At 48.4% G+C, this 13451-nt stretch carries 12 protein-coding genes; 8 read left to right on the plus strand and 4 right to left on the minus strand.

Annotated features, from left to right (window positions below; genetic code table 11):
* Genes QM657_RS07550 through dagF form a run of 3 tightly spaced genes read left to right on the plus strand, consistent with a single transcriptional unit; the run spans position 1 to position 2718 of the window.
* Positions 1 to 828 (plus strand): PTS system mannose/fructose/sorbose family transporter subunit IID, encoded by an 828-nt coding sequence (locus QM657_RS07550; protein ID WP_415065990.1) that lies wholly within the window; start codon positions 1 to 3, stop codon positions 826 to 828.
* A gap of 21 nt (positions 829 to 849) precedes the next feature.
* Entirely contained in the window at positions 850 to 1980 is a 1131-nt protein-coding gene (locus QM657_RS07555) for a DgaE family pyridoxal phosphate-dependent ammonia lyase (protein ID WP_415065991.1), read from the plus strand.
* 12 nt (positions 1981 to 1992) lie between these two features.
* The gene (dagF, locus tag QM657_RS07560; RefSeq protein WP_415065992.1) at positions 1993 to 2718 is read left to right on the plus strand and encodes a 2-dehydro-3-deoxy-phosphogluconate aldolase; all 726 of its coding nucleotides are present in this window, start codon (positions 1993 to 1995) and stop codon (positions 2716 to 2718) included.
* Between the two features lie 60 nt (positions 2719 to 2778).
* Here the strand turns inward: dagF and QM657_RS07565 are convergent, their stop codons facing one another.
* The 3 genes from QM657_RS07565 to QM657_RS07575 are packed head-to-tail and all read right to left on the minus strand — an operon-like array spanning position 2779 to position 6105.
* Positions 2779 to 4725, minus strand: coding sequence for a CotH kinase family protein (locus QM657_RS07565; RefSeq protein WP_415065993.1), 1947 nt, complete (start codon positions 4723 to 4725; stop codon positions 2779 to 2781).
* Between the two features lie 9 nt (positions 4726 to 4734).
* A complete protein-coding gene (locus QM657_RS07570; protein ID WP_415065994.1) occupies positions 4735 to 5406 on the minus strand; it encodes a DUF4956 domain-containing protein in 672 nt (223 codons plus the stop codon).
* A 12-nt stretch (positions 5407 to 5418) separates the two neighbouring features.
* Positions 5419 to 6105, minus strand: a complete 687-nt coding sequence (locus QM657_RS07575; RefSeq protein ID WP_415065995.1) for a polyphosphate polymerase domain-containing protein — start codon at positions 6103 to 6105, stop codon at positions 5419 to 5421.
* Positions 6106 to 6268: 163 nt separating this feature from the next.
* Here QM657_RS07575 and QM657_RS07580 point away from each other — a divergent pair, with 163 nt between their 5' ends.
* The 5 genes from QM657_RS07580 (at position 6269) to QM657_RS07600 (ending at position 11952) form a co-directional block, all read left to right on the plus strand.
* On the plus strand, positions 6269 to 6943 hold the full coding sequence (locus tag QM657_RS07580) for a response regulator transcription factor (protein ID WP_415065996.1): 675 nt from the start codon (positions 6269 to 6271) through the stop codon (positions 6941 to 6943).
* Positions 6940 to 8187 carry a sensor histidine kinase gene (locus tag QM657_RS07585; RefSeq protein ID WP_415065997.1) on the plus strand — a complete coding sequence of 416 codons (1248 nt, stop codon included), beginning with the start codon at positions 6940 to 6942 and terminating at the stop codon, positions 8185 to 8187. Before QM657_RS07580 ends, QM657_RS07585 begins: the two co-directional genes overlap by 4 nt.
* A gap of 24 nt (positions 8188 to 8211) precedes the next feature.
* Positions 8212 to 9075, plus strand: a complete 864-nt coding sequence (locus tag QM657_RS07590; RefSeq protein ID WP_415065998.1) for a sugar phosphate isomerase/epimerase family protein — start codon at positions 8212 to 8214, stop codon at positions 9073 to 9075.
* A gap of 274 nt (positions 9076 to 9349) precedes the next feature.
* Positions 9350 to 11548: a DNA topoisomerase III gene (locus QM657_RS07595; RefSeq protein WP_415065999.1), complete on the plus strand. Its 2199-nt coding sequence runs from the start codon at positions 9350 to 9352 to the stop codon at positions 11546 to 11548.
* 26 nt (positions 11549 to 11574) lie between these two features.
* Positions 11575 to 11952, plus strand: a complete 378-nt coding sequence (locus QM657_RS07600) for a LytR/AlgR family response regulator transcription factor (RefSeq protein ID WP_415066000.1) — start codon at positions 11575 to 11577, stop codon at positions 11950 to 11952.
* Between the two features lie 108 nt (positions 11953 to 12060).
* Here QM657_RS07600 and QM657_RS07605 read toward each other — a convergent pair whose 3' ends face one another.
* On the minus strand, positions 12061 to 13443 hold the full coding sequence (locus QM657_RS07605) for an ABC transporter substrate-binding protein (protein ID WP_415066001.1): 1383 nt from the start codon (positions 13441 to 13443) through the stop codon (positions 12061 to 12063).
* Between the last annotated feature and the right edge of the window lie 8 nt (positions 13444 to 13451).

Raw genomic sequence — 13451 nt, forward strand, 5'->3', positions numbered from 1 at the left:
ATGGGAGAGCAGACACAGGTAAGAAAGCTTACTAAAAAAGATATTACAAAATCCATGTGGATTTATTATGCCGGAGCAGAACTTTCCAATTCCTATGAGCGTTTGCAGAGTCTGGTATTTTGCGCATCTATGACACCGGTTTTAAAGAAGCTTTATCAGACCGATGAGGAGCTGAGCACGGCTTTAAAACGCCATCTGGTGTTCTTTAATACAGAGGGAATCTTCGGCGCCATCATTCAGGGAATTGCCATTTCCATGGAAGAGCAGAGGGCCAACGGGGAAAATGTGACTGATGAGGCCATTACCGGAATTAAAACGGGTCTCATGGGGCCCATAGCGGGTATGGGAGATGCGATTGTGTGGGCGGCCATTATGCCTATTATCATTTCCATTTTCCTTCCGTTTGCCAGCAGCGGTTCCGCTATCGGAGGCATTATGCCTTTGATTTTGTATCCGGCTATCAGCATTGCCATCGCTTACGGATTGATCCATAACGGGTATACGCTTGGAAAGAAATCGGTGGTATCCCTGCTTCATGGGGGCAAGATGAAATCCATCATATTTACGGCCAATGTCATCGGCCTTACCATGATGGGAGCCTTATCCGCCAGTTATGTGAATATAACTACGCCGCTGAAATTCTCATTTTCCAGCGGAACGGAGATTGTGGTGCAGGATATTATGAATACGGTAGCACCGGGCCTTCTTCCTTTGGCAGCCGTGTTTATCATTTACCTTTATCTCAGAAAGAAGGGGCCTTATTACAACAGAATTCTGCTCACAGTGGTGGCTGTATCTGTCATAGCTTCCCTGCTTGGAATTTTATAAGGGCCTTTTGGGAGTATAATCATGGAAAATATATATAGCAGAAACGGCTTACAGGCCGTAATCAATGCTTCCGGAAGAATGACGAAGCTGGGCGTTTCCACCATATCGAAAGGTGTGGGGGAAACCCTGGTGGAGGCGGCAGGAAGCTATGTGGTCATCGATGACCTTTACCGGTATGCGGGGAAAAAGATCGGGGCCATGGCAGGAACAGAGGATGCCTGCGTCACCTCCAGCGCCTCCGCGGGAATTGCCCTGGCCGTCGCTTCCCTGATCTGCGGAGGGAATTTGACAAAGGTAAAGCACCTTTATGATATTCTCCCTGCCACATCAAAAAGGGAAGTGATCCTCTTAAAGGGACACAACGTGGACTTTGGCGCTCCCATCGGAGAAATGATTCAGTTGGGCGGGGGAAAGGTGGTGGAGGCCGGTTATGCCAACGGTTCCACCCTGGAAGACATTGAACAGGCGGTGACGGAAAATACTCTGGCCGTTGTTTTCGTCAAATCCCATCACTGCGTTCAGAAGGATATGGTGGATGTGCAGTCGGTGATCCGTTTAGCCAATGATCTTAATATTCCGTGTATCGTGGATGCGGCGGCAGAGGAAGATTTGAAAATCTATGGCGCCATGGGAGCGGATTTTGTCTGCTACAGCGGGGCCAAGGCCATTGAAGGGCCCACCAGCGGTTTTACAGCCTGCAAAACGGAAGAGCTGGCTGACCATATGCGGCTTCAATACAAAGGAATTGGCCGGGCCATGAAGGTGGGAAAAGAAAATATCATGGGACTTGTGAAGGCTGTTGAGGAATATCTGGCAGGGGAGAGGACGAGTCCGGTGACAAAGGGAGAACTGGAACAGTTTGGAGCCCGTGTAGGAGAAATAGAAGGGTGCAGGACTTCTATTATAAGGGATGAGGCCGGAAGAGAAATATACCGCTGTAAAATTGAATTTATCCCGGAGCTTTACGGAATGAATGCAAAAGAGGTGGTAAAAAAGCTTCAGGAAGGTCCGGTAGCCATTTTCACCAGAGATTATCAGGCCAATAACGGTTCTATTGCAATTGATCCCAGGCCTTTAAACAGTGCTAAAGAGCTGGAGATCATTTACCGCAGACTTGCACAAATCAGGAATCAGGCCAATGGAGGTGAGTGAGAGGTGGAAGGGTTGAATTTTTATAAAGGAAGGGTTTGCTTAAACTGCCTGACCAATTCCATAGAAAATGCGAAGGAAATTTATCAGGCGGCAGAGGGATATGTGGCAGTGGGCATTCTTTCTGCGGATTATCCGGATGTGGAAAGTGCTGTAAAAGATATGAAGCGGTATCAGGAGGCAGTGGACAACAATATTTCCGTGGGCCTGGGGGCAGGAAATCCGGGACAGTGGAAGGCAGTGGCGGAGATTTCCGGGCAGATTAAGCCAAAGCATATCAACCAGACCTTTACGGCAGGCGGCTACACCAGAGCAAAGACAGGGGAGGGACCGTTTTTGAACTCTATGGTCGCCCCTTGCCGGAAACCGGGGTATGTGAAGATTTCCACTGGCCCTCTCTGCAAGGACGAGGAACCGGCCATTGTGCCTGTGAAGACGGCCATTGCCATGGCAAAGGAGCAGGGAGCCGATTCCCTGAAGTACTTTCCCATGGGAGGGCTGAAGGCCAGAGAGGAATTTGAGGCCGTAGCCAGGGCCTGTGCAGAAACCGGCTTTGGACTGGAACCTACGGGCGGAATTGACCTGGAGAATTTTAAGGAGATTCTGGAAATTGCTGTACGTGCGGGGGTGGAGCGCATCATTCCCCATGTGTATTCTTCTATTATTGATAAAGAGACGGGGGCTACCAGAATAGAAGATGTGGCTGCGCTTTATGAAATGATTAAGGGAGTTGTAGGATAAAATGAAAAGCTGTTTTCAGGCGGATTGGCTGAAAACAGCTTTTTTTATGATTAAGAGACGTTATATAGGGCGCCTGCGGTGAAAGAAGATCACGAATAATAATCCGGCGGACAGCAGCGCGGTACAACTGCCCAGGAGTATCCAGGCTGTTTTGTCAAAGCCGGAGGCAGCAGTTGAGGCTTCTGCTGTAAGTGGCTGATTTTCCTGGGGGAATCTGGAGTTCATACCTTCTGGACTGTTTTCCAGTGTGTTTTCTGTAGTGTTTTTCAGCGTGTTTCCTGTAGTGTTTTCCAGCGTGTTTCCAGGCGCGTTTTCCAGCGTGTTTTTTGGCGTGTTTTCCAGTGCGTTTCCTGGCGTATTCTCCGGTATATTTTCCTGCATGCTGCCGGGAGGTCTGCCGCCTCTTTTAAAGTCTCCTCCTCTCTTTGCCTCCGATGGAGTACTTGTTTCTCCCTCCGCATTTTTCGGTGTTCGTTCTCCCTGCCTGCCTCCAAAGCCGCCTCCCATGGTTCCAAGGAGGGAAAGGTTGATATCCGATGCATCCACCAGTGCGTCAGGGGCTGCATTTTGCCCTTCCGTGGTGGAGGGGATTGTTCCGTTAAGCTGTCCTTCCACGCTCTGTGCCCTTAACAGGCCAAGTTTTTTCAGCTCTGCTATACCGCTTTTATAGGAAGTGTAATCGTAAAATGCCGTAGGATCGGCTTCGACATAGGAAGAGATCAAGGCATCCAGAGAGTCTATGGTCTGTTCAAACAGGCCGCTGTTAAAGTAGCCGTCAACGATTTCTGTTAAGTAGCTGTGATACAATTCCAGGTATTCGGGTACTTCGAGAAGTTTGCCGATCATGGGCCTCTCTTCCAGACTCACATTGGAAACGGGTGTGTCGATGGGGAAGTTTACAACGGAGGACGCACTGCCTGACTGAAATCCTCCAAAAGCCAGGTTGAAGTCCCATGGGAGCATGGTGAGCTGGCCGTTTTCCTCGTACAAATAATAATTGTGGCTCATATTCGATACGTAGCTGTCCAGATTGACAAGGACTGTGTGGGCCGCGAAGTATTTCAGGGTGGCTTCCACATCTACGGCACTTTCCAAATCTTCTCCTGCATTCAGTTTTTTGAGAGCGTTTATGACGTTCATAAAATCCTTGTCTGAGGTGTCGAAAACGGCGCCTTCAAATATAGTGGAATAGCTGGAGATCTGGTCATCTGTATATTGGAGAGCTGCGCCGCCGGACTGTCTGCCAAAGCCGCCGGGGCCCCGCTGCGGCGTGTCAGCCGGGAGGTTTTCGGGTGGCGTGTTTTCCTGCATTGGAAGCTGTTCCGGCCTTTGCATGTTTCCTCCGGCATTTCCTTCATTCCTCTGTCCCGAATCGCCCATATCCATGCTTTCCGGTTTATAGAGTTTGCTATGGTCATTCCCATATACCCGCTTCGCATAGCTGTCCTCCAGCACCTCCACGGCCAGATAAAATCCCCAGTTTTCACCGTTGACGCTTATGTTGGAAAAGGTGTAAAGAGGGGATTCTACCCCTATATAATCCATTAAGTCGTAAGAGAGGTATTCCTTCATATAGGTGGAATCCCCCTGCATGTTATTCAGGGCAATTTTATCAAGCCCCATCCAGGTCTGCCCTGAAATGTAATGGTCAAATTCTATTTTAAAGCTGTACCGGTCCGTTGTATCATCCTGGGCCACGGTGCGCAGGCTTGAATTGCCCTTTGGCCGGATGCCCACATTTTCTATTTTCGTGCCGTTGATGATGACTGCAGCCGGTATGTATTCTTCTGCCGCGGCATTATCTAGCATATCAGCCCAGTCATTTTCATCGGCAATGATCTGTACATCCAGGATTTCAGTCTTATCCATTGCAGAAACATAGGGCAGTTCTGAGGAACCGGAAAAGGCTGTCAAGGCGGACGGAAATAAATATGCCCCTGCCAGAAACAGCAGGACAGCCGCCATGAGCAGTGCGGTAATTGCCCCTATCCATTTATGTTTTATCATGGCACCTCCTTATGACATGTAGTCGCCGTTATAGCTGACCAGTGCGGTACTTTTTACCTGAGAGATGGCTTTGATTTCTCCCATAAAACGGGTGGAGTTTCCTGTTAAGCGCACTTCAAGGGTGAATTCCATGCCTGAATCAGAAATGGTCTTAGATTTAAGGCTGTAACGCTTCACCCCTGCTTTAATAATGTTTAAAATATCATTTTCCGGCTGAGAGCTTTCGCTTTCAACGATGAGAATGTAAGGGGAATCCACGCTTTTTTTATTGACAAACACAACGAGAATCACGCCTATAAACAGAGAGCCCAGCATGGCCAGAGGCAAAAGCCCTGCGCCTAATACAATTCCCGCGGCAATGGACCAGAACAGGAATACAATGTCAAGGGGCTCCTTGATTGCCGTTCGAAACCGGACGATGGACAGGGCGCCGACCATACCGAGAGATAAAATGATGTTTGACGTAACCGCCAGAATGATCAGGGTGGTCACTAAGGTGAGGCCAAGAAGCGAAACCCCGAAACCGGATGAGTACATGACTCCGGTATACGTCTTTTTATAAACGAAAAAGATGAACAGCCCTAAAACAAAGGCAAGCCCCATGGCGATTACCATGTCCAGGGCTGAAAAGCTGGTGATATTTTCGAGAAAACTCGATTTAAATAAGTCATTAAAATTCATATGATGATCTCCTTATCCATAAATGCGGCAGGCCGCATATTTTGAAAATGCTTCCGTGTGCCGTGTGTTGGTCTGAATCAAATCGCGAATCACATCCGGCAGAAAGTTGTCATACTTCACTTCCAGAAGAAGCAGTCCCGGCTCCTGGGTGGTGAAGGTGGGTAAATCTTTCTGAAACAATCCGGTTGAATAAACCCCGGTCCGAATGTCGGAATCAAAGGTCACCCGTACATTCCCATATGGAAAGATATAGGCTTCCCGCCGGTAGTCCACCAGGGTTTTAGGCTTAAGCCTTTGAAAGCTCAATTTCCCGTAAAATTCTGCCAGCAAAGGGTTTCCGGCAGAGAGCATCCAGGCGGTGTCTCCGGCCAGTATTTGCTGAACCTGTGATTTTGTCAGGGGTTCTGACTGTTTGCTGCAAAGGCCGTGGACCTTGCTTTTCTTTTCAAGGCGGATAAAATCACCGCTCCCGTTGTAAATCCGTATTCTGTATTTTTCACGGTTTGGCAGACCGTACAGTTTTTCTTTCAGCACCTTATCGTCGTCGTTATCAAAGTACAGGCTGCGGATATGATAACGCCCATCCGCTCCTGAATTCGGGTCGAGCTGGGCCACAGCCTTGATTCTCTGCCTTAAGGTGCGGTAATCCAGCATATTGATGGAATGCTTATATTCGTGCCGGTATTCTAATTGGTTCATATTTTCACCTCCGTCCTGCTCCCATACTAAAGCCCCAAGCTTAATTAAAGCTTAATGGAACCGTGAACATTTTGTGTCCGGCATTTGTTTAAGCTTTGATTAAACTTGTTAGGGTAATATGGCATTGTAATATGATATAATTGACATTAAGGAGGAATTGCTTATGAGGATTCTTATTGTGGAGGATGAAAAACGCCTTGCAGAAACGCTTGCTGATATTATCACTGAAAATAAAGATACTGCCGATGTCTGCCATGACGGTCAAAAGGGCCTGGACCACGCCCTTTCCGGCATTTACGATGCTGTGATTTTAGATGTCATGCTGCCTCACATCAATGGTTTTGACATTGTCCGCTGTATGCGGGAGCAGGGAAATATCACTCCGGTCTTGATGCTGACTGCCAAAGGAGAGCTGACAGATAGGATCACCGGGCTGAATAACGGTGCTGATTATTACCTGACAAAGCCCTTTGAAACCCCGGAGCTTCTGGCCTGTTTAAGGGCAATTACCCGGAGAGGCGGGGAGATGAAGCCAGAGGAATTGGCTTATGGGGATATTGAGGTCAGCCTTGCTGCCAGCGAGCTCATATGCAGAGGCCGCTCCGTGCGTCTGGGGGCCAAGGAACTGGAACTCATCCGGCTCCTCATCGCCAATCAGGGGATTTTACTGTCCAAGGAGAACATTTACTTAAAAATATGGGGATATGAGGGGGAGGCTGAGGACAGCATTGTGGAAGTCTATCTTTCTTTCCTGAGAAAAAAACTGGATCACATCGGCTCAAAGGTAAAGATATCTGTGGTCCGCAGGGTGGGCTACCGTCTGGAGGCCAGGGAATGATCAGAAAACTGCGGATTAAATTCATATTGATTGTCATGTCCATTGTGTCGGTCATACTGCTGGCAATCTTTTTCACCATGATGGTGACTGCCCAGAGAAATAATGAAAGAATGAGCGAGGGAATGCTCCGCCAGGCGATAAAGGCCGGTCCGTATCCTCATAATGGCGGTCAGCCGGCCGGCGATGCGAGACCTCTCCCTCCCGGAGAGGAAGGGCCTGGCAGGCGCTTTCCGGTTCTTGTGGTTGATGTGGAAGAGGATGGAAGCGTGTCCGCAGTGGTCAGTCAACTGCACTTTCTTGATGAAGAGGATATAAAGCCCCTTGCCCGGATGGCCTTAACCAGAGAGGATGATCTTGGCATTCTCCCGGATTATGAACTGCGTTATTTAAGGGAGATTCGGGAAGGCGGCAGCCGGATCGCCTTTGCTGATATATCGATGGAAAAGGAAATGATGAAGGCTCAGATTGGAAATTCCCTTCTGATCGGCGGGGCTTCCATGGCGGCATTCTTCCTGATCACCATTTTTCTGGCCCGCTGGGCTGTAAGGCCTGTGGAAATTGCCTGGGACAGGCAGAAGCAGTTCATTGCCAATGCTTCCCATGAGCTGAAAACTCCTCTCACCGTCATCCTATCCAATGCCGGTATGCTGCGGACAGGGAATTCCTTTGAGGATGAAAAGGCCGTCCGACGGCTGGACCACATCCATGCGGAGGCCATGCGGATGAAACAGCTTGTGGAAGATATGCTGTTTCTTGCCAGGTCTGATCATGGAGAGCGGAGCCAGGTGTATGCTGCCGTGGATTTCAGCTACCTTGTAACCAGTGCGGTTCTCGTGTATGAGCCTGTCATTTATGATGAGGAAAAGGAATTTTCTTATGAGATAGAAGACCGCCTTTCGGTCATGGGTGATGAGGCCCGTTTGCAGCAGGTGATTCACATACTTCTTGACAATGCCGGGAAGTATTCGCCTTCTGGAGGAAGTATTCGCCTCACTTTGCAAAAAGGGGAGCACAATACTCTTTTGATGAAGGTTTCCAATGAAGGTGAGCCCATCCCAAAAGAGGAGCTGGAACAGATTTTTCTGCGGTTTTACCGCTGTGATGATTCCAGAAGCGGCCACGGAAGCTTTGGCCTTGGGCTTTCCATTGCCCAGAGCATTGTAAACGACCATAAAGGGAAAATATGGGCGGAAAGTGACGGGAAATCAGGCAATCACTTTTTTGTATCCCTGCCTCTGGCATAATTTTAAATGAAAAAAGGAGAAGCCATGAAATATTCATTGTTTACCGTAAGCGTACCGGAATTGACCCCGGAACAGGCTTTGATAAAGATGAAGGAATGCGGGTATGACGGTGTGGACTGGAGGGTGGCTGCCATTCCGGAGGACCCGGATATCTTAAAGGAAGAGCCGTCTTACTGGAGAAATAATCTTTGTACCCTTGATATAGAAACCATTGATGAAAAGGCGGAGGAAATAAAAGCCCTCTGCCATCAGTACGGCATCCATATCAATATGCTGTGCACGTATCTGACCTGCCGGGACAGCGAGGAAATAATTGGGCGCTGCATGACGGCGGCAAAGAAGATGGATTGTACCAGAATCCGCATCAATGCGCCCTCTTATGATTTTAAACGGACTTATGGGGAGCAGCTTGACGAGGCCGTTCAAGGGTTTAAAAGGGTGGAAGCGCTGGCAAAAAAGCATGGGGTCAAGGCTGATTTTGAAATGCATATGAGAACCATTGTTCCGAGCGCCAGCGCAGCCTTTCGTCTGGCTTCCCGGTTTGACCCGGCTTATATCGGAGTCATTTACGATACGGGAAATGTGGTTTATGAAGGGCTTGAAGAGTATAAGATGGCCCTGGAGATTTTAGGCCCCTATCTGGACCTGGTTCATGTAAAAAATGCCAGATGGGTGAAAAAGGAGACAGAGGGAAAAGAAAGATTTGTTCCCGACTGGGCGCCTTTTACAGACGGATATGCAGATTTTGAACGATTTTTCCAGGCTCTTAAGGAAACAGGGTATGACGGGGTCATCACCTTTGAAGATTTTTCCTCTGCAGAGAGCTCCAAAGAGAAGATAAAAAACGATATTTTCTATATCAGGACCATTGTAGAAAACCTGAATTAAAAAAATGAGATTAATGAGAAAATATTTCAAGAAAAGGCTTGTATTTTTAGTTAGTCTATGCTAACATATAAACAGTTAGTAAGAGCTAACAACATGTGAATATTCTATACATCAGACTAACCCTCTGAAATTATCTTTCATTGACCTGTGAGAGATTAAGACTCCTACAAAAGGGCCGCACCTGTAACCGCATAACAGGGGCGGCTTTTTTGCGTTGTAATAACGGGCCTGATAGGATATAATTGTGAAAGAACCGCAAATCTGGAGGAAATATATGAAATCTTTAATTATAGCGGAGAAGCCATCGGTAGCAAGGGATATTGCGCGGGTGCTTCAATGCAAAAAAAGCAATAACGGTCTGATCGAAGGGGAGCGTTACGTGGTGACCTGGGGCCTGGGCCATCTGGTCACTTTGGCGGACCCGGAGGATTACGACCATAAATATAAGGAATGGAAGATGGAGGACCTGCCCATGATGCCGGACCGGTTCAAGCTTGAAGTGATCAAGCAGACCGGAAAGCAGTACAGCGTGGTGAAATCCCAGATTCACCGGGGCGATGTGGGAGAGATCATCATCGCTACCGATGCCGGACGGGAAGGGGAGCTGGTGGCAAGGCTGATTTTAGAAAAGGCAGGGAATAAAAAGCCCACGAAACGGCTCTGGATTTCCTCTGTTACGGATAAAGCCATCAAGGAAGGTTTTGCCAAATTAAAAAGTGGCAAAGATTATGATAACTTATACGATGCGGCCATGTGCCGGGCGGAAGCGGACTGGCTGGTTGGAATCAACGCCACCAGAGCCTTGACCTGCAAATACAATGCCCAGTTAAGCTGCGGACGGGTGCAGACTCCCACCCTGGCGATTATTGCAAAGCGGGAGGAAGAGATCAAAAACTTCGTTCCAAAACCTTACTACGGCATTACGGCCAAATGCGCCAAGTCCGCCCTCACCTTTACCTGGAGGGATGAGAAATCAAAAAGCTTCCGTTCCTTTGACAGGGACAGGATGGAGATCATATTAAATAAGATGAAGGCTCAGGGAGATGGGCTGATCACGGAGGTGAAAAGCGTTCCTAAGAAGGTTTACTCCCCTCAGCTTTACGATCTCACAGAACTTCAGAGAGAGGCAAACCGCCGTTTTAACTACTCTGCAAAAGAGACGTTAAACATTATGCAGAGGCTCTATGAGAATCACAAGGTATTGACCTACCCCAGAACCGATTCCCGGTATTTGAGCTCCGACATCGTTCCTTCTATTAAAGAGAGGCTGGATGCCTGCGGCGTTGGCCCTTACCGCAAGCTGGCGGGACGGCTTATGAACCGGAAAATCGAGGCAAAGCCCTTTTTTGTGGATGACAAAAAGGTATCAGACCACCATGCCATCATTCCCACAGAGCAGTTTGTCCAGTTGGACCATATGACAATTGATGAGAGAAAAATCTATGATCTGGTGGTCCGCAGGTTCCTTGCAGTGCTGTATCCTCCTTTTGAGTATGACCAGACAGAGCTGACTCTCGATATCGGGGGAGAGACTTTTGCGGCAAGAGGAAAGGCTGTAACGGTTATTGGCTGGAAGGAAGTCTATGAGAATCAGGAGGAAGAGGATGAGGAAGGGGAGTTAAAGGAACAGACTCTGCCCGTCCTGAAAAAAGGGGACCGGATTTTGGATCTCACCATCGTGATGACAGAGGGAAAGACAAAGCCCCCGGCGCCCTTTAACGAGGCAACCCTGCTTTCTGCCATGGAAAATCCGGTTTCCTATATGGAGACAAAGGACTCCGGCCTGGCGAAGGCCCTGGGAGAAACCGGAGGTCTGGGGACCGTGGCTACCAGGGCGGATATTATTGAAAAGCTGTTTTCAAGCTTTCTTTTGGAAAAGCGGGGAAAGGACATTTTCCTCACTTCCAAGGCAAAGCAGCTTTTAACCCTTGTGCCGGAGGACTTAAAAAAGCCGGAGCTGACCGCTGACTGGGAAATGAAGCTGTCGGAAATCGCAGCAGGAAAATTAAAACGGGCTGCATTTATGGCGGATATCCGCCGCTATTCCGGGGATTTGATCCATCAGATCAAGTCCGGGGACGGAAGCTTCCGCCATGATAACGTGACCAACACCAAATGCCCTGAATGCGGCAAGCGGATGCTGTCAGTCAAGGGTAAAAACAGCGAAATGCTGGTCTGTCAGGACAGGGAATGCGGCCACAGGGAAGTGGTGTCTAAAACCAGCAATGCCAGATGCCCGGTGTGCCATAAGAAGCTGGAGTTAAAAGGCAAGGGAGAGGGGCAGATTTTCGTCTGCAAATGCGGCTACAAGGAAAAGCTTTCTGCCTTTAAGGACCGGCGGTCCAAAGAAGGTGCAGGCGTGTCCAAAAAGGATGTGGCAAAATATTTGAATAAACAGAAAAAAGAGGCGGAAGAGCCCATCAATTCAGCTTTTGCAGATGCATTTGCAAAGCTGAAAATAAAGGATGATTAAGACTTAAGGAAAGGCCGGGAGGCGTTATGAGCATCAGAGTCATAGCTGTAGATAATTCAGAAGAGTTGTTGGTAAAAATTACAGGTATTTTAAAGGATATGAAGGGGGTGGAGCTGTGCGGCAGCTTCCCCGAAGCAATCGGAGCCATACAGTATGTGAAGGAAAATCCTGTAGATATGGTATTTTCCGATGTGGTCATGCCGGATATCAGCGGTATCACCTTTGCTTCCAAGCTGTATGAGCTTCCAAACCATCCCGAAGTCGTTCTGTTATCCGGAATTCCGGGGTTTTCCCTGGAAGCCTGGAAGATAAGGGCGTATGATTTCATTGTAAAACCTTATACACGAGCCCAGATTGTGAAGGTGGTGGACCGGTATATCAGGGAGAATGAAAGAGCGGTATAAGCCATAGCGGCTGTTAAAAGAGAATGCAGAAAGAGCGGGCAATAAAATCAGGCCGGATCATCGTGTTGGACGATCCGGCCTGATTTTTGTATTTGCAGTTATTGCAGCTTAATTATATTCTGCTAATATCTCGCTCATGTTTTCCTGAAGCTGTGCGGCAACATCCTCTGCGGTGCTGGAACCATCCACTACCATGGGGTCCATTGCCTCATTAAAGCTCTCGTTTAAGTTCTGGAAAGGAACAGAAGTCTCATCAGCAGCCATTTTCGGATCGATGGTTCCTGCTATTTCCATGAACAGCTTCATTTCATTTTCAAATGATGTGAATTTAATTCCTTCTTTCATCAGGCTTTCTCTTACAGGGATGAAGTTTCCGGCTTCACAAAAGCCTTTCATCTGCTCGGCTGCGGTGAGGTATTCCACAACAATGGCAGCAGCTTTCGGATATTTTGTTTCTTTATAAGCAAACATTCCGTTTCCGCCCATGTCGGAGCCTGTTTTGCCGTTTCTCTGAGGCATATAGGTCACTCCCCAGCCGTCAGGCATGTTTTCCTGCATGTAGGAACAGTGCCAGCTTCCTGCAAAATCAAAAGCAAGCTGATTTGCCACGAACATCATATTGGCAGCAGGAGTCGCTGTAAAGCCTACGTTATTGATCAAGTCTTCTTTTCTCCAGGACTCGTACAGCTTAAGCGCTTCCAGAACCTGAGGGGTATCCATGGTGATTTTTGTCTGGTCTTCGTTCATCAAAGAGCCGCCGTTCATGTAAATGAAGGGCAGATAGCGGTAACCGGAAGAGTTTTCCCAGATTCCGCCCATGGCGTAGTCTAAGTTATTGTCCTGTTTCAGCTTGCGTGCGATATCAGTGAGTTCCTCCCAGCTCCATGCTTCGTTGATGGACTTGGGAACTTCGATACCGGAGTTTTCCAGCATCTTCTTATTATAGAATAAGGCGATTACGTCTGTGTGGTGAGGCATGGCAACCAGTTTGCCGTTATAGGTGCAGGCAGCCTTGAATGCAGGGATGAGATCGCTCAAGTTTTCCTCGGAAATATAAGGGGAAAGGTCCAGCATGGTGTCGGTCTCTTTGAATTTTCCCATTCTTTGATAGGTGTAGCGCATGACATCCGGCCAGTCATTTCCGGCAATTCTGGTGTCAAGCTGATCCCGGTATGTATTGGATGGATAAACCTGAGGCTTAATGGTGATTTCCGGGTGGTCTTTTTGCAGGTTTTCAATGGCCCAGTCCCAGGCAGCCTTATCCGATTGGGAACCTTCCCAATAGGTGATTTCGATCTCAGCGCCTTCTTCTGCCTTCAGCTCTTCCGCTGCGGCTCCGGCTGCTGTTGTGCCTTCAGTCGGTGCAGCCGTTCCCTGTGATGCTGCCTGTGTGGTGGTCCCGCCGCCGGATGAACCGCAGCCTGTGACCGATGCGGCTGTGAGCATAAGCCCCAGCCCAAGTGCTAAAAGTCTCTTTCCTGTTTTTTTCATGTACATTC

Origin of the sequence: Lacrimispora sp., from assembly GCF_047605665.1 — a bacterium.
Classification (GTDB): domain Bacteria; phylum Bacillota; class Clostridia; order Lachnospirales; family Lachnospiraceae; genus Lacrimispora.

Coding starts and splice junctions, on each gene's coding strand:
- QM657_RS07550 (WP_415065990.1), top strand. CDS start 1: ATGGGAGAGCAGACACAGGTAAGAAAGCTTACTAAAAAAGATATTACA.
- QM657_RS07555 (WP_415065991.1), top strand. CDS start 850: ATGGAAAATATATATAGCAGAAACGGCTTACAGGCCGTAATCAATGCT.
- QM657_RS07565 (WP_415065993.1), bottom strand. CDS start 4,725: ATGATAAAACATAAATGGATAGGGGCAATTACCGCACTGCTCATGGCG.
- QM657_RS07570 (WP_415065994.1), bottom strand. CDS start 5,406: ATGAATTTTAATGACTTATTTAAATCGAGTTTTCTCGAAAATATCACC.
- QM657_RS07575 (WP_415065995.1), bottom strand. CDS start 6,105: ATGAACCAATTAGAATACCGGCACGAATATAAGCATTCCATCAATATG.
- QM657_RS07580 (WP_415065996.1), top strand. CDS start 6,269: ATGAGGATTCTTATTGTGGAGGATGAAAAACGCCTTGCAGAAACGCTT.
- QM657_RS07585 (WP_415065997.1), top strand. CDS start 6,940: ATGATCAGAAAACTGCGGATTAAATTCATATTGATTGTCATGTCCATT.
- QM657_RS07590 (WP_415065998.1), top strand. CDS start 8,212: ATGAAATATTCATTGTTTACCGTAAGCGTACCGGAATTGACCCCGGAA.
- QM657_RS07595 (WP_415065999.1), top strand. CDS start 9,350: ATGAAATCTTTAATTATAGCGGAGAAGCCATCGGTAGCAAGGGATATT.
- QM657_RS07600 (WP_415066000.1), top strand. CDS start 11,575: ATGAGCATCAGAGTCATAGCTGTAGATAATTCAGAAGAGTTGTTGGTA.
- QM657_RS07605 (WP_415066001.1), bottom strand. CDS start 13,443: ATGAAAAAAACAGGAAAGAGACTTTTAGCACTTGGGCTGGGGCTTATG.